Below are 15,207 nucleotides of genomic sequence, written 5' to 3'. Positions count from 1 at the left end.
GGCTTCCTGCGCGCCTTCGACCCGCGGGGGCCGCACGCCTCTCGATGGGCTGAAAAAGATGCTGGATAATAAAGCATGACCCGCGCAACGGCTAGCGCCGTCGGAGACCCCTGCAATGCCCGATCAAGATGTGCGTCTCCAGCTCCTGCAGAGCTGGCTGGAAGATTGTTTGCCCACCCTTTTTCAACGCGAGGGCTGGGGCGCGGTGCCTGCCGCCAGCCTGGCTCCGGCCAGCAGCGACGCTAGTTTCCGCCGCTATTTCCGCTGGCAGGCCGAGGGCCGCAGCCTGATCCTGATGGATGCGCCACCGCCGCAGGAAGACTGCCGCCCCTTCGTCAAGGTCGCCGCGATGCTGGCCGAGGCGGGCGTGCATGTGCCGCGCATTCTCGTCGCCGATGTCGAGCGCGGCTTCCTGGTGCTGGACGATCTGGGCAGCCAGACCTGGCTGGAAGTACTCGATGCGGACAACGCCGATGCCCTGTTCGAGCAGGCCCTGCGGGCGCTGGTGAAATTCCAGCGGCTGCCGGTCGAGGGCCTGCTGCCGGCCTATGACGACGCCCTGCTGCGCCGCGAGCTGCAGCTGTTCCCCGACTGGTACCTGCATCGCCATCTCGGCGTGGAGCTGGACGAACGTCAGCAGGGCTTGTGGCAACGAGTCTGCGATCTGCTGGTGGAAAGCGCCCTGGCACAGTCGAGGGTGTTCGTGCATCGCGACTTCATGCCGCGCAACCTGATGCTCAGCGAGCCCAACCCCGGCGTCCTCGACTTCCAGGACGCGGTACATGGCCCGTTGACCTACGACGTCACCTGCCTGTTCAAGGACGCCTTTCTCAGCTGGCCGGAGGCGCGCGTGGAGGGCTGGCTGCGGCGCTACTGGCAACTGGCGGGCGAAGCGGGCATCGCCGTGCCGGCGGAGTTCGCCGAGTTTCACCGCGCCAGCGACCTGATGGGCGTGCAGCGCCACCTCAAGGTGATCGGCATCTTCGCCCGCATCTGCCACCGCGACGGCAAGCCCAAGTACCTCGGCGACGTGCCGCGCTTCTTCGCCTATATAGAAGCGGTGCTGGCGCGCCGGGCGGAGCTGGCCGTGCTCGGCGAACTGCTGGCCAGCCTGCCGCAGCGCGAGGCGCAGCCGGCATGAAGGCGATGATCCTCGCGGCGGGCAAGGGCGAGCGCCTGCGCCCGCTGACCCTGCATACGCCCAAGCCGTTGGTGCGCGCCGCCGGCACGCCGCTGATCGAGTTCCATCTGCGCGCCCTGGCCGCTGCCGGCTTCGCCGAGCTGGTGATCAACCATGCCTGGCTCGGCCAGCAGATCGAGGAGCACCTGGGCGATGGCGCGCGTTTCGGCCTGCGCATCGCCTATTCGGCCGAGGGCGAGCCGCTGGAGACCGGCGGCGGCATCTTCAAGGCGCTGCCGCTGCTCGGCGACGAGCCCTTCCTGGTGGTCAACGGCGATATCTGGACCGACTACGACTTCGCCACCCTGCGTCGCCCGCTGCCGGGCCTGGCTCACCTGGTGCTGGTGGACAACCCGGCGCATCACCAGGGCGGCGACTTCCGTCTGCGCGACGGCCGGGTCGACGATGCCGTGGCCGGCGAGCCGGCGTTGACCTACAGCGGCATCGCCGTGCTGCATCCACGCCTGTTCGCCGGCTGCCGGGCGGGCGCCTTCAAGCTGGCACCGCTGCTGCGTGCGGCCATGGCGCAGGGGCAGGTGAGTGGCGAGCGCTTCGCCGGGCGCTGGATAGACGTCGGTACCCACGAGCGCCTGGCCGAGGTCGAGCGCCAGCTGCTGGCGGAGGCCTGAGTGATCTGGCCGGCGACCGTGCTCGGGGCCGCGGCCGGTCTGGCCCTGGCCAGCATTCCCGGGGCCCTGCTCGGCGGTCTGCTGGGCCAGGTGCTGGATCGGCGCATGCGCCTGCAGTCGCTGCAGCACTTGCGCGCGCTGCTGGGTCCCAGGCGCCCGGCCATAGACGACGAGGACCTGCTGTTCATGCTGGTCGGCCGGCTGGCCAAGAGCGATGGTCGGGTGCTCGACAGCCATATCCAGACGGCGCGCAACGAGATGCAGCGGCTGGGCCTGGACGAGCCGGCGCGGCGTCGGGCCATGCAGGCCTTCGCCCGCGGCAAGCAGGTCGCCGATCAGGAACTGCGCGCACCGTTGCACGCCCTGCGGGCCCGCCCCGAGCGCGCCGAGGCGTTGCTGCGCACCTGCTGGCGCATGGCCTGGGCCGATGGTCGGGTGAGCGTGGCGGAGCGCCGGCTGATCGAGCAGTGGGGGCGCTGGCTGGGCTGGAAGCCCGCCGCGCTGGCCGCGCTGGCCGGCGAATACGAGCCGACGCGCAAGGTGGCGGAAGTGACGAGCAGCGACTACCAGGCCGCCCTGCGCCTGCTCGGCGTGCGTGCCGACAGCGAGCCCGCGGCGATCAAGCGGGCTTACCGCCGCCTGCTCAGTCGCCACCACCCGGACAAGCTGGCCGGCTCGGGCGCGACGGCGGCGCAGCTGCGTGCCGCCACGGACAAGACTCGCGAGCTGCAGCTCGCCTACGAACTGGTACGCCGGCGCCACGGCTTTCGCTGAGGCTACTGCTTCTCCAGCCAGCCGCGCACGCGGCGGAACAGCTGCTCCTGCTCGGCCTCGCGGTTGCCCGGCAGGGCCTGCAGCGCGACCTGGGTGTAGCCGTCGTGGCCCAGGCGCTTGCTGGCCTGCATCCGGCGCGCCGCGGCGCTGCGTTCGCTGCCCTGGTCCTTGTAGAAGAAATCGCCGGTGGCCAGCTCGAGGTTCGGGATCAGTTCATCCAGAGGTGGCGTCTGCCCACCCGGCAATTGCGGCGCGACCACTGCCAGTCTTGCGATCCGCTCGGGCTTGCGCTCCTTGAGGTAGAGCGCGGCCCAGTAGGCGCCGGCGCCATGGCCGAGCAGCACCAGGTGCTTGGCATCCTGCTGTTCGGCGAAGGCGATGCCGGCGTCGATGCGGGCGAACACCCGTTGCGCCGGATCCATGGGCGGCGCTGCAGGCGCCTCGGTCGTGGGCTCGGCTGGCGCGGCCTCCGCCTCCGTCTCATCCTCAGCCTCAGCCCCTGCCTCGGTGGCGCTGGCCGCGGTGTCGACCGTGATCGGCTCCGGCGCGCGCGGCAGCACCGCTTCGGGCAGCGGCTCTTGCGGGCTGTCCGGCAGGCTCAGGCTCAGGCTGCTCCAGCCGATATCGGGCAACTTGCTGCGCAACGGGTTGATCGCCAGCGGCCAGTCGGCCGTCTCGTTGGCGCCGGGAATGAGGATCACCACGCCCTTGGCCTCCGGCGCATTGGCCGCTTTCCACAAGGCCAGGAAGCGACTGCCTTCGGCCTGCAGCATCTGCTGCTCGCCCTTGGGCAGTTGTCGCTCCAGCGCCTCGGCGCTGTCGGCGCTGCGCTCCTCGAGGGGCAGGCGCTGAGGTTCCTCGGACTGCTCCGGGGGCGTTGGCGCGGTGCTGTCGGCTGGACTGGCTGCTTCCTCGGCCAGTGCGGGCAGCGCGAGGCTCAGCAGCAGGGCGATGAGTGTCGGGGAGGCTGGACGGCGCATCTCAGGGGCTCCGCGTGGTCGATGATGTAGCAGCCTAAGCGCTGCGAGGTGGTTTGTCAGGTAAGGTAGCGGGCCGGAGGTCGCTGTCGTGCGCATGATTCGACTGTTCTGTTGGTTATTGCTGTTCTGGGCGCTGCCCGCTCAGGCGGCGCCGCTGCACCTGGCGCCGCCTGAGCGGGCCTGGCTGGCCGAGCACCCGCGCCTGCGCGTGGGCGTGGTGCTGCAGGCGCCCTATGCCGAGTATCGGCGGCGTCAGCAACAATTGAACGGGCTCAGTATCGAGCTCACCGAGATGCTCGCCAAGCGCATCGGCGTCGAGCTGAGCTGGCGCAGCTTCGACAACCAAGTCGCGTTGGAGGCGGCCCTGCGCGCCGGCCGCATCGACCTGGCGCCCGGGCTGCAGCAGAGCCCGGCAGGTCTGCGCCTGTGGCAGTTCTCCGACCCCTATATGCGCATTCCACATCTCTTGGTGGGGGAGCCGGGCGGCGAAGTCGGCCTGGAGCTTGAGCGGCTCGGCGAGCAGGATGCGATCGCCGTGCGGGTGCCCAGTGCGGTGGCCGACTACCTGCGCAGCAACTACTTCAACCTGCGGCTGCTGGCCGAGCCGTCCGAACGCGAGGCCCTGCGCGCGGTGCTGGAGCAGAAGGCACGTTTCGCCGCCATCGATCAGGCCCAGCTCAGCCGTCTGGCTCAGGAGAGCGAGTTCGCCAACCTGCGGGTGCTGGCCGATGTCGGGCTGCCGCTGCTATTGCGCGTTGCGACCCGGCGCGACTGGCCCGAGCTGGCCAGTATCGTGCAGCAGGCTTTGCGCGAGATGCCCGCGACGGAGCTGGACGGCCTGCAGCGCCGCTGGCTGACCGCACACACGCCGGGGCTCGGTGATTCACCACGCTTCTGGCGCAGCCTGAGCCTGCTGCTCGGTCTGCTGCTGCTGGTCTGCCTGCTGCTGCTCGGCGTGCTGCGCCGCCAGCGTGGCCAGCTGGAAAAGCGCCTGCTCGACGCGCGGCAGATCCTCAGTCAGCGCGAGGTGGCCGAGGAGGCGCTGCGCCTGGCGCAGTTCTCCCTCGACCACAGTACCGTGGGCATCCTCTGGGTCAGCTGGGACGGCCGCGTGCGTTATGCCAACCAGGCGGTGGCCGGCATGCTCGGCTACAGCGAGGCGGCCATGGTCGATCGGCCCGTGCAGGACTTCGAGCGCACGCTGGGCATGGACCGCTGGCTCAACCTGTGGCGCCGAGTGCGTCAGCAGGAGGGCGCCGCCCTGAGTTTCGAGAGCCTCTGCCAGCGCGCGGATGGCAGTGACATGCCGGCCGACGTCACCCTGGGCTTTCTGCGTTTTCGCGAGGCCGAGTATCTGGTGGTCTATCTCAGCGATGCCACCGAGCGGCGTCGCGCCCGCGCCGCCCTGGAGGAGAGCGAGGCGCGCCTCAAGGGCATCGCCGGCAATGTGCCGGGGCTGGTGTTCCGCCTGGAGCGTGCGAACCTGGACGCGCCGCCGGACTTCGCCTTTATCAGCGAGGGTAGCGAGCAGCTGGTCGGCTATCCGCCGGCGACCATCATGGATATCGATTTCGGTATCCGCAGCCTGGTACATCCGGACGATCGCCCCTCCTATCACCAGACCCAGGACGCCGCGCTGGCCAATGCCAGCGACTGGCACTGGCAGGGGCGCATCCTCACGCGCGACGGGCGGGTGCGCTGGGCCGACATCAAGGCCAGTGCCCGCCAGCTCGGCGACGAGCATGTGGTGTGGGATGGTGTGGTGTGGGACATCAGCGAGAACAAGGCCATCGAGCTGGAGCTGGCCGACTCCCGTGCCCAGCTGCGCGAGCTGTCGGCGCACCTGGAGAGCGTGCGCGAGGAAGAGAAGGCGCGCATCGCCCGCGAGGTGCACGACGAGCTGGGCCAGGTGCTGACCGTGCTCAAGCTGGAGACTTCGATGTGCGAACTGGCCTTCGCCGGACTCGATCCGGGCCTGCAGACGCGCCTGGACAGCATGAAGAAGCTGATCGCCAATCTGTTCCAGCTGGTGCGCGACGTGGCCACCGCCTTGCGCCCGCCGATCCTCGATGCCGGTCTGGGCTCGGCCATCGAGTGGCAGGCGCGGCGCTTCGAGGCGCGCAGCGGCATCGCCTGCCTGGTGCAGGTGCCCGAGCAGCTGCCGAAACTGGCCGACGCCAAGGCGGTGGGCCTGTTCCGCGTGCTGCAGGAGGCACTGACCAATGTGCTGCGCCATGCCCAGGCCCATACGGTGGAGATCACGCTAAGTGTCGAGGGCGCTGAGCTGTGCCTGCGGGTCAGCGACGATGGGCGGGGTTTCGATAGCCGTGCGCCACGCGCACAATCCTTCGGCCTGGTCGGCATGCGCGAGCGCGTGCTGATGCTGGGGGGCAGCCTGGAAATCGACAGCCAGGTGGGCGAGGGCACCACCCTGCGTGTGCGGGTGGCACTGGATGAAGAGGTAATGGCGTGATTCGAGTACTGGTGGCCGAAGACCACACCATAGTCCGCGAGGGCATCAAGCAACTGATCGGCCTGGCCAAGGATCTGCAGGTGGCCGGCGAGGCGAGCAATGGCGAGCAGCTGATGGAAACCCTGCGCCACACGCCCTGCGAGGTGGTGCTGCTGGATATCTCCATGCCCGGTGTCAACGGCCTGGAGGCGATCCCGCGGATTCGCGCCCTGAGCAACCCGCCGGCGGTACTGGTGCTGTCCATGCACGACGAGGCGCAGATGGCGGCGCGCGCGCTGAAGATCGGCGCGGCCGGTTATGCCACCAAGGACAGCGACCCGGCACTGCTGCTCACCGCCATTCGCAAGGTGGCCGGCGGCGGGCGCTATATCGATCCGGAGCTGGCCGACCGCATGGTCTTCGAGGTCGGCCTGACCGATTCGCGGCCGCCCCATGCACTGCTGTCCGAGCGCGAGTTCTCGGTGTTCGAGCGCCTGGTGCGCGGCGAGGGGGTCAACGAGATCGCCCTGCACCTGTCGGTCAGCAGCAAGACCATCAGCACCCACAAGGCGCGTCTGATGCAGAAGCTCAATCTGCATTCGGTGGCCGACCTGGTGAAGTACGCGGTGGAGCACAAGCTGCTCTAAGGTTTTCCCTCACCCCTAGCCCTCTCCCGAGGGGAGAGGGGATAAGGATGTGCCGGCCTTTTGACCCGTGCACCCCTCTCCCTCTGGGAGAGGGGCAGGGGTGAGGGTCTTCTCAGCAGCTCGCACCTTGTAGGGCGATCCCTACACGCCGTCGTCCTGCCGCCTTATAGCAATCTCTCCTCGCGCCCGATTTGCGCCGTCTGCGCGTCTTCCTAGTCTTACCGCACGGCAACCAGAACAAGGGTGCGGCAATGGCCGAGAATGCTTCCAGCGATGTGCTCGTCAGTTTCAAGGGCGTGCAGAAGAGCTACGACGGCGAAAGCCTGATCGTCAAAGACCTCAACCTGGACATCCGCAAGGGCGAGTTCCTCACCCTGCTCGGCCCGTCCGGCTCCGGCAAGACCACCAGCCTGATGATGCTGGCCGGCTTCGAGACGCCCACCGCCGGGGAAATCCTCCTGGCCGGGCGCTCGATCAACAACGTGCCGCCGCATAAGCGCGACATCGGCATGGTGTTCCAGAACTACGCGCTGTTCCCGCACATGACGGTGGCCGAGAACCTGGCTTTCCCGCTCAGCGTGCGTGGCATGAACAAGACCGATGTCACCGAGCGGGTCAAGCGTGCGCTGTCCATGGTGCAGCTCGACAGCTTCCGCAACCGTTACCCGGCGCAGCTCTCCGGCGGCCAGCAGCAGCGCGTGGCGCTGGCCCGCGCGCTGGTGTTCGAGCCGCAACTGGTGCTGATGGACGAGCCGCTGGGCGCCTTGGACAAGCAGCTGCGCGAGCACATGCAGATGGAGATCAAGCACATCCACCAGCGTCTGGGTGTGACCGTGGTCTACGTGACCCACGACCAGGGCGAGGCGCTGACCATGTCCGATCGCGTGGCGGTGTTCCACCAGGGCGAGATCCAGCAGATCGCCCCGCCGCGCGACCTCTACGAGGCGCCGAGCAACACCTTCGTCGCCCAGTTCATCGGCGAGAACAATCGCCTGGCCGGCGAACTGGTGGCCCGCGATGGCGAGCGCTGCACCGTGCGCCTGGCCCGTGGCGAGCAGGTGCAGGCGCTGGCGGTGCGGGTCGGCGCGCCGGGCGAGCCGGTCAGCCTGTCGATCCGCCCCGAGCGGGTACGCATCAACGGCGCCAGCGAGAACTGCGCCAACCGTTTCAGCGGCCGGGTGGCCGAGTTCATCTACCTGGGTGACCACGTGCGCGTGCGCATGGAGGTCTGCGGCAACCCCAGCTTCTTCGTCAAACAGCCGATCGCCGAGCTCGATCCCGCCCTGCGCGTGGGCGATGTGGTGCCGCTCGGCTGGCATGTGGAACACGTCAGGGCGCTCGATCCGCAGCTCGCGGATTGATGGCGCCACGCCTTACCAACCCTGCACTCTGGAGAACAACAATGAATACAGCCGTTCGCAGTACCTTCCGTCTCGCCGCCCTGGCCATGGGGCTGGCCGGTGCGGCCCAGGCCATGGCCGCCGATCTGACGGTGATTTCCTTCGGTGGCGCCAACAAGAACGCCCAGCAGAAGGCCTTCTACCAGCCGTGGGAAGCGGCCGGCAAAGGCAAGATCATCGCCGGCGAATACAACGGCGAGATGGCCAAGGTCAAAGCCATGGTCGACACCAACAGCGTGTCCTGGCACCTGGTGGAAGTGGAATCGCCGGAACTGGCCCGTGGTTGCGACGAGGGCCTGTTCGAGGAGATCGACCCCGCACTGTTCGGCAACGCCGACGACTTCATCGAGGGCGCCATCCAGCCCTGCGGCGTGGGCTTCTTCGTCTGGTCCACCGTGCTGGCCTACAACGCCGACAAACTGGCCAGCGCGCCGAGCGGCTGGGCCGATTTCTGGGACGTGCAGAAATTCCCGGGCAAGCGCGGCCTGCGCAAGGGCGCCAAGTACACCCTGGAGTTCGCCCTGATGGCCGATGGCGTGGCGCCCAAGGACGTCTACAGCGTGTTGGCCACCAAGGAAGGCCAGGACCGCGCCTTCAAGAAGCTCGACGAGATCAAGCCGAGCATCCAGTGGTGGGAAGCCGGCGCCCAGCCGCCGCAGTTCCTTGCCTCCGGCGACGTGGTCATGAGCTCGGCCTACAACGGCCGCATCGCCGCCGTGCAGAAGGAAAGCAACCTGCAGGTGGTGTGGAACGGCGGCATCTACGACTTCGACTCCTGGGCCATCCCGCGTGGCGCTAAGGACGGCGACGCCGCCAAGGCCTTCGCCGCCTTCAGCGTGCAGCCCGAGCAGCAGAAGGTCTATTCCTCGAACATCGCCTACGGCCCGGCCAACAAGAAGGCGGTCGAACTGCTCGACCCGGCGCTGCTCAAGGACATGCCGACCACCCCGGAAAACATCGCGGGCCAGGTGCCGATGAACGTGACTTTCTGGGCCGACTTCGGCGAGCAACTGGAACAGCGTTTCAACGCCTGGGCGGCGAAGTAAGTCTCCCGTGCAGTGCCCCCTTCTTCTGAAGGGGTTTGGTAGGAGGAAGGTTCCCCCGTTCCTCTCGAACCCTCGCCCGCAGTTGGGCGAGGGTGCTTTATCCCGGTTTTCTGGAGCCTGCGATGGCCACTACCGCTACCCTCACCGACGCATCCGGCCCGACCCTGAAGCAGAAGCTGGCCCGTGCCGAGCGCATCAACCGGCTCAAGGCCCAGGGCCTGATCCTGCCGCTGCTGGTGTTCCTCTTCGCGGTGTTCCTGCTGCCGATCGGCATCCTGCTGTACAAGAGCGTGGAGAACCCCGAGGTGGTCGGCAGCCTGCCGCGTACCGTCGAGGCCATTTCGGCCTGGGATGGCCGTGGTCTGCCGGACGAGCCCGTGTACCGCGCCCTGGCCGACGACCTGGCCGAAGCGCGCAAACAGCAGACCATCGGCGATCTGTCCAAGCGCCTGAACATGGAACTGGCCGGCTACCGCAGCCTGATGGCCAAGACCGGTCGCGCGCTGCCGTTCAAGCAGCAGCCGCAGTCCTACAAGGACGCCCTGGAAAACCTCGACGAGCGTTGGGGCGACCCGGCCTACTGGCAGGTGATCCGTCGCAACAGCTCCGCCTTCACCCCCTATTACCTGCTGGCCGCCCTCGACCATCGCATCGACGATCTCGGCGAGCTGGCGGCCGCCACGCCGGACCAGGCCATCTACCTGGACATCTTCGCCCGTACCTTCTGGATGGGTGTGGTGATCACCGTCATCTGCCTGCTGCTGGCCTATCCGCTGGCCTACCTGCTGGCCAACCTGCCGACCCGCAGCAGCAACCTGCTGATGATCCTGGTGCTGCTGCCGTTCTGGACCTCGATCCTGGTGCGGGTGGCGGCCTGGATAGTGCTGCTGCAGTCCGGCGGCCTGATCAATGGCGCGCTGATGGCCATGGGCATCATCGATAAGCCGCTGCAACTGGTGTTCAACCGCGTCGGTGTGTACATCTCCATGGTGCACATCATGCTGCCGTTCATGATCCTGCCGATCTTCAGCGTGATGAAGGGCATCTCGCCCAGCTACATGCGCGCGGCGATCTCCCTCGGCTGCCATCCCTTCGCCAGCTTCTGGCGGGTGTACTTCCCGCAGACCCTGGCCGGCGTCGGTGCCGGTTGCCTGCTGGTGTTCATCCTGTCCATCGGCTACTACATCACCCCGGCGCTGCTGGGCAGCCCGAGCGACCAGATGATCAGCTACTTCGTCGCCTTCTACACCAACACCACCATCAACTGGGGCATGGCCACGGCCCTCGGCGGCCTGCTGCTGCTGGCCACCATGCTGCTCTACGTGGTGTACAGCTGGCTGGTCGGCGCCAGCCGCCTGCGGCTTGGATAAAAGGCCTGCGTAGCAGGTCCGCTGATGACCCTCGCCCCTCCGGGGAGAGGGTGCCCACAGGGCGGGAGAGGGGAGTTGCCAACGCCGCCCTCTCCCCCAGCCCCTCTCCCGCAAGCGGGAGAGGGGCGTTGATTGGAGAATGCAGATGCTGAGCCCCTACAAGTCCCCCATCGAGCGCGCCTGGTTCTGGACCCACCGCAGCCTGTGCGCGCTGGTGCTGCTGTTCCTGATCCTGCCGGTGCTGGTGATCATCCCGCTGTCGTTCAACTCCGGCAGCTTCCTGGTCTACCCGCTGCAGGGCTTCTCCCTGCGCTGGTACGAAACCTTCTTCGGCTCCGCCGAATGGATGCGCGCGCTGAAGAACAGCCTGATCGTGGCGCCGGCGGCGACCCTGCTGGCCATGGTCTTCGGCACCCTGGCGGCCATCGGCCTGACCCGTGGCGAATTCCGCGGCAAGGCGCTGGTGATGAGCCTGCTGATCTCGCCCATGGTCGCCCCGGTGGTGATAGTCGGCGTGGCCAGCTACCTGTTCTTCGCCCCGCTGGGCCTGGGCAACAGCTACACCGGACTGATCCTGGTGCACGCGGTGCTCGGCGTGCCCTTCGTCATCATCACAGTGTCGGCCACCCTGCAGGGCTTCAACCACAACCTGGTGCGCGCCGCCGCCAGCCTGGGCGCCTCGCCGCTGCTGGCGTTCCGCAAAGTGACCCTGCCGCTGATCGCCCCCGGGGTGATTTCCGGTGCGCTGTTCGCTTTCGCCACCTCGTTCGACGAAGTGGTGGTGACCCTGTTTCTCGCCGGCCCGGAGCAGGCCACCCTGCCGCGGCAGATGTTCAGCGGCATCCGCGAGAACCTGTCGCCGACCATCGCCGCCGCCGCCACCCTGCTGATCGGCTTCTCCATCCTCCTGCTGCTGACCCTGGAGTGGCTGCGCGGGCGCAGCGAGAAGATGCGCACCTCATTGCCGGAATAGCGCTCGACCATGGTCGATGCGCTCGACTGACGCATGACAGCGGCCGCCAGGGCTCACTCAGGCTACAATCGCGCCACCCTGATTCAAGCCTGAGGCCGCCATGCAACCCTTCGCCATCGCTCCGTCGATCCTCTCCGCCGATTTCGCCCGCTTGGGCGAGGAAGTCGACAAGGTCCTCGCCGCCGGCGCCGACATCGTCCACTTCGACGTGATGGACAATCACTACGTGCCCAACCTGACCATCGGCCCGATGGTCTGCGCCGCGCTGCGCAAGTACGGCATCGCCGCGCCGATCGATGCGCACCTGATGGTCAAGCCGGTCGATCGCATCATCGGCGACTTCATCGAGGCCGGTGCCAGCTTCATCACCTTCCACCCCGAGGCCAGCGAACACATCGACCGCTCCCTGCAGCTGATCAAGGCCGGCGGCGCCAAGGCCGGTCTGGTGTTCAACCCGGCCACGCCGCTGGACGTGCTCAAGTATGTGATGGACAAGGTCGACATGATCCTGCTGATGAGCGTCAACCCCGGTTTCGGCGGGCAGAAGTTCATCCCCGGCACCCTCGACAAGCTGCGTGAAGCGCGTGCGCTGATCGATGCCAGTGGCCGCGAAATCCGCCTGGAGATCGATGGCGGGGTCAACGTACAGAACATCCGCGAGATTGCCGAAGCGGGTGCCGACACTTTCGTCGCCGGCTCGGCGATCTTCAACCAGCCGGACTACAAGGCCGTGATCGACGCCATGCGCGCCGAGCTGGCCCAGGTGCGCGCGTGATACTGGAGCTGTTTCGCGGCGAGCTGCCGCGCCTGGTGATGTTCGACCTCGACGGCACCCTGGTCGACTCGGTGCCCGATCTGGCCGCGGCGGTGGACAGCATGCTGCTGCAGCTGGGGCGCGAGCCGGCCGGCGTCGAGCGCGTGCGCCACTGGGTCGGCAACGGTGCGCGCGTGCTGGTGCGCCGCGCCCTGGCCGGCGATATCGAGCATGCCGCCATCGGCGAAGAGCAAACCCTGCAGGCGCTGGAGCTGTTCAACGAGGCCTATGCCGGCAGCCATGCGCTGAGCCGGGTCTACCCGGGCGTGGTCGGTGCCCTGGACTGGCTGTACGGTGCCGCCGTGGAGCTGGCGCTGGTCACCAACAAGCCGGAGCGTTTCGTCGCCCCGCTGCTCGACGAGATGGGCCTGGGCGGTTACTTCCGCTGGATCATCGGTGGCGACACCCTGCCGCAGCAGAAGCCCGATCCGGCCGCGCTGCTGCATGTGCTGCACCTGGCAGGCGTTGCGCCCGAGCAGGCCCTGTTCGTCGGCGACTCGCGCAACGATGTGCTGGCCGCGCACGCCGCCGGCGTGACCTGCGTGGCGCTGTCCTATGGCTACAACCATGGCCGGCCGATCGCCGAAGAAAATCCGGCGCGGGTCATCGACGACCTGCGCCAGCTGCTGCCCGGTTGCGCGGGGGAGGGCGCTGGGGTAATGTCCCCGGACTCCTCCGATCACCCACCGCACGAGACAGCATCGTGGTAGTTGCCCACAAACACTGGATGAAACTGGTCAAGGCCCTGGCCCGCTGGCGCTGGCGCGCCTGATTTCCTCCTGGCCGGTCGTTCCGGCGCGTTTGTCCGACTCCCGTTTACCCTCCTCACGAGGCTGTGTGCATGACCCGCGAAACTCTTTCCCGCGAAGCCTTCCTGCGTTTGGCCGGCGAAGGCTACAACCGCATTCCGCTGGCCTTCGAGACCCTGGCCGATTTCGACACCCCGCTGTCGATCTACCTCAAGCTGGCCGATACCCCCAATTCCTACCTGCTGGAGTCCGTGCAGGGCGGCGAGAAGTGGGGCCGCTACTCGATCATCGGCCTGCCGGCGCGCACCGTGCTGCGCGCCCATGGCCACCACGTCAGCGTCAGCGTCGACGGCGTCGAGACCGAGAGCCTCGACTGCGAGGACCCGCTGGCTTTCGTCGAGCAGTTCAAGGCGCGCTACAAGGTGCCGACCATCCCCGGCCTGCCGCGCTTCAACGGCGGCCTGGTTGGCTACTTCGGCTACGACAGCGTGCGCTACGTGGAGAAGAAGCTGGCGCAGTGCCCCAATCCCGATCCGCTGGGCACGCCGGATATCCTGCTGATGGTCTCGGATGCGGTCGTCGTCTTCGACAATCTGGCCGGCAAGATGCACGCCATCGTCCTCGCCGACCCGGCGCAAAGCGATGCCTACGAGCAGGGCCAGGCCCAGCTGCGCGAGCTGCTGAACAAGCTGCGCCAGCCGATCACCCCACGCCTGGGCGTGGACCTGGCCAAGGCCGCCGGTCCGGAGCCGGACTTCGTCTCCAGCTTCAAGCGTGACGACTACGAGGCGGCGGTCGGCGCGATCAAGGAATACATCCTGGCCGGCGACTGCATGCAGGTGGTGATTTCCCAGCGCATGTCGATTCCGTTCAACGCCGCGCCGATCGATCTGTATCGCGCGCTGCGCTGCATCAACCCGACGCCCTACATGTACTTCTTCAACTTCGGCGACTTCCACGTGGTCGGCAGTTCGCCGGAGGTGCTGGTGCGGGTCGAGGACAACCTGGTCACCGTGCGCCCGATCGCCGGCACCCGCCCGCGCGGCGCCAGCGAGGAGGCCGATATCGAGTTGGAGAAGGACCTGCTGTCCGACGCCAAGGAGCTCGCCGAGCACCTGATGCTGATCGACCTGGGCCGCAACGACGTCGGCCGCGTGTCCAGCACCGGCACGGTGAAGGTCACCGAGCAGATGGTGATCGAGCGCTATTCCAACGTCATGCATATCGTCTCCAATGTGACGGGGCAGCTGAAGCACGGCCTCAGCGCGATGGACGCCCTGCGCGCCATCCTGCCGGCCGGCACCCTGTCCGGTGCGCCCAAGGTGCGCGCCATGGAAATCATCGACGAGCTGGAGCCGGTCAAGCGCGGCGTCTACGGCGGTGCCGTGGGCTACCTGGCGTGGAACGGCAATATGGACACGGCTATCGCCATCCGCACCGCGGTGATCAAGGACGGCGAGCTGCACGTGCAGGCCGGCGCCGGCATAGTCGCCGACTCGCAGCCGGCGCTGGAGTGGGAAGAAACCCTGAACAAGCGGCGCGCCATGTTCCGCGCGGTCAGCCTCGCCGAACAGTCCGTGCAGTAAGGGAGACGCCAACATGCTGCTGATGATCGACAACTACGACTCCTTTACCTACAACGTGGTGCAGTACCTGGGCGAGCTGGGCGCCGATGTCCACGTGATCCGCAACGACGAGCTGACGGTGGCCGAGATCGAGGCGTTGCAGCCCGAGCGCATCGTCGTCTCGCCCGGCCCCTGCACGCCGACCGAGGCGGGGGTGTCCATCGCGGCCATCCTGCACTTCGCCGGCAAGCTGCCGATCCTCGGCGTGTGCCTCGGCCACCAGAGCATCGGCCATGCCTTCGGCGGCGACGTGGTGCGCGCGCGCCAGGTGATGCACGGCAAGACCAGCCCGGTATTCCACCAGGACAAGGGCGTGTTCGCCGGCCTCAACAGGCCGCTGACCGTGACCCGCTACCATTCCCTGGTGGTCAAGCGCGAGACCCTGCCAGACTGCCTGGAAATGACCGCCTGGACCCAGCATGAAGACGGCAGCGTCGACGAGATCATGGGCCTGCGCCACAAGACCCTGAACATCGAGGGCGTGCAGTTCCACCCGGAATCCATCCTCACCGAGCAGGGCCACGAACTGCTGGCCAACTTCCTCAAACAACAAGGCGGAGTGCGCTGA

General features: G+C 67.6%; 13 protein-coding genes and 1 pseudogene. 13 read left to right on the top strand and 1 reads right to left on the bottom strand.

Annotated elements, in window-relative coordinates:
* Positions 1-115 precede the first annotated feature (115 nt).
* Genes AAFN46_RS17335 through AAFN46_RS17325 form a run of 3 tightly spaced genes read left to right on the top strand, consistent with a single transcriptional unit; the run spans position 116 to position 2,583 of the window.
* Positions 116-1,141 (top strand): phosphotransferase, encoded by a 1,026-nt coding sequence (locus AAFN46_RS17335; RefSeq protein ID WP_347809949.1) that lies wholly within the window; start codon positions 116-118, stop codon positions 1,139-1,141.
* Entirely contained in the window at positions 1,138-1,809 is a 672-nt protein-coding gene (gene murU, locus AAFN46_RS17330) for an N-acetylmuramate alpha-1-phosphate uridylyltransferase MurU (protein WP_347809948.1), read from the top strand. The genes AAFN46_RS17335 and murU overlap by 4 nt, the downstream gene beginning before the upstream one ends.
* Complete coding sequence (locus AAFN46_RS17325) at positions 1,810-2,583, top strand: TerB family tellurite resistance protein (RefSeq protein WP_347809947.1); 774 nt, start codon at positions 1,810-1,812, stop codon at positions 2,581-2,583.
* A 2-nt stretch (positions 2,584-2,585) separates the two neighbouring features.
* Here the strand turns inward: AAFN46_RS17325 and AAFN46_RS17320 are convergent, their stop codons facing one another.
* Complete coding sequence (locus AAFN46_RS17320) at positions 2,586-3,563, bottom strand: DUF3530 family protein (protein ID WP_347809946.1); 978 nt, start codon at positions 3,561-3,563, stop codon at positions 2,586-2,588.
* A 94-nt stretch (positions 3,564-3,657) separates the two neighbouring features.
* Here AAFN46_RS17320 and AAFN46_RS17315 point away from each other — a divergent pair, with 94 nt between their 5' ends.
* The 10 genes and pseudogenes from AAFN46_RS17315 to AAFN46_RS17270 all read left to right on the top strand — a co-directional run bounded on the left by AAFN46_RS17315 (position 3,658) and on the right by AAFN46_RS17270 (position 15,207).
* Positions 3,658-6,036 carry a transporter substrate-binding domain-containing protein gene (locus tag AAFN46_RS17315; protein ID WP_347810027.1) on the top strand — a complete coding sequence of 793 codons (2,379 nt, stop codon included), beginning with the start codon at positions 3,658-3,660 and terminating at the stop codon, positions 6,034-6,036.
* A complete protein-coding gene (locus tag AAFN46_RS17310) occupies positions 6,033-6,662 on the top strand; it encodes a response regulator transcription factor (RefSeq protein WP_347809945.1) in 630 nt (209 codons plus the stop codon). The genes AAFN46_RS17315 and AAFN46_RS17310 overlap by 4 nt, the downstream gene beginning before the upstream one ends.
* A 251-nt stretch (positions 6,663-6,913) precedes the next feature.
* Entirely contained in the window at positions 6,914-8,023 is a 1,110-nt protein-coding gene (locus AAFN46_RS17305; protein ID WP_347809944.1) for an ABC transporter ATP-binding protein, read from the top strand.
* Between the two features lie 41 nt (positions 8,024-8,064).
* Positions 8,065-9,108: an ABC transporter substrate-binding protein gene (locus AAFN46_RS17300; protein ID WP_347809943.1), complete on the top strand. Its 1,044-nt coding sequence runs from the start codon at positions 8,065-8,067 to the stop codon at positions 9,106-9,108.
* Between the two features lie 122 nt (positions 9,109-9,230).
* Entirely contained in the window at positions 9,231-10,478 is a 1,248-nt protein-coding gene (locus AAFN46_RS17295) for an ABC transporter permease (RefSeq protein WP_347809942.1), read from the top strand.
* 145 nt (positions 10,479-10,623) lie between these two features.
* Positions 10,624-11,451, top strand: coding sequence for an ABC transporter permease (locus AAFN46_RS17290; RefSeq protein WP_347809941.1), 828 nt, complete (start codon positions 10,624-10,626; stop codon positions 11,449-11,451).
* A gap of 100 nt (positions 11,452-11,551) precedes the next feature.
* Positions 11,552-12,226 (top strand): ribulose-phosphate 3-epimerase, encoded by a 675-nt coding sequence (gene rpe / locus AAFN46_RS17285; RefSeq protein ID WP_347809940.1) that lies wholly within the window; start codon positions 11,552-11,554, stop codon positions 12,224-12,226.
* Positions 12,227-12,264: 38 nt separating this feature from the next.
* Positions 12,265-13,037, top strand: a pseudogene (locus AAFN46_RS17280) (phosphoglycolate phosphatase).
* 69 nt (positions 13,038-13,106) lie between these two features.
* The gene (gene trpE, locus AAFN46_RS17275; RefSeq protein ID WP_347809939.1) at positions 13,107-14,600 is read left to right on the top strand and encodes an anthranilate synthase component I; all 1,494 of its coding nucleotides are present in this window, start codon (positions 13,107-13,109) and stop codon (positions 14,598-14,600) included.
* 13 nt (positions 14,601-14,613) lie between these two features.
* A complete protein-coding gene (locus AAFN46_RS17270) occupies positions 14,614-15,207 on the top strand; it encodes an aminodeoxychorismate/anthranilate synthase component II (protein ID WP_347809938.1) in 594 nt (197 codons plus the stop codon).

The organism is Pseudomonas sp. CAU 1711 (genome assembly GCF_039888625.1).
Classification (GTDB): domain Bacteria; phylum Pseudomonadota; class Gammaproteobacteria; order Pseudomonadales; family Pseudomonadaceae; genus Aquipseudomonas.
This window is presented reverse-complemented; position numbering and strand designations above follow the sequence as displayed.

Coding starts and splice junctions, on each gene's coding strand:
- murU (WP_347809948.1), top strand. CDS start 1,138: ATGAAGGCGATGATCCTCGCGGCGGGCAAGGGCGAGCGCCTGCGCCCG.
- AAFN46_RS17305 (WP_347809944.1), top strand. CDS start 6,914: ATGGCCGAGAATGCTTCCAGCGATGTGCTCGTCAGTTTCAAGGGCGTG.
- AAFN46_RS17315 (WP_347810027.1), top strand. CDS start 3,658: ATGATTCGACTGTTCTGTTGGTTATTGCTGTTCTGGGCGCTGCCCGCT.
- AAFN46_RS17320 (WP_347809946.1), bottom strand. CDS start 3,563: ATGCGCCGTCCAGCCTCCCCGACACTCATCGCCCTGCTGCTGAGCCTC.
- AAFN46_RS17270 (WP_347809938.1), top strand. CDS start 14,614: ATGCTGCTGATGATCGACAACTACGACTCCTTTACCTACAACGTGGTG.
- AAFN46_RS17290 (WP_347809941.1), top strand. CDS start 10,624: ATGCTGAGCCCCTACAAGTCCCCCATCGAGCGCGCCTGGTTCTGGACC.
- trpE (WP_347809939.1), top strand. CDS start 13,107: ATGACCCGCGAAACTCTTTCCCGCGAAGCCTTCCTGCGTTTGGCCGGC.
- rpe (WP_347809940.1), top strand. CDS start 11,552: ATGCAACCCTTCGCCATCGCTCCGTCGATCCTCTCCGCCGATTTCGCC.
- AAFN46_RS17295 (WP_347809942.1), top strand. CDS start 9,231: ATGGCCACTACCGCTACCCTCACCGACGCATCCGGCCCGACCCTGAAG.
- AAFN46_RS17300 (WP_347809943.1), top strand. CDS start 8,065: ATGAATACAGCCGTTCGCAGTACCTTCCGTCTCGCCGCCCTGGCCATG.
- AAFN46_RS17335 (WP_347809949.1), top strand. CDS start 116: ATGCCCGATCAAGATGTGCGTCTCCAGCTCCTGCAGAGCTGGCTGGAA.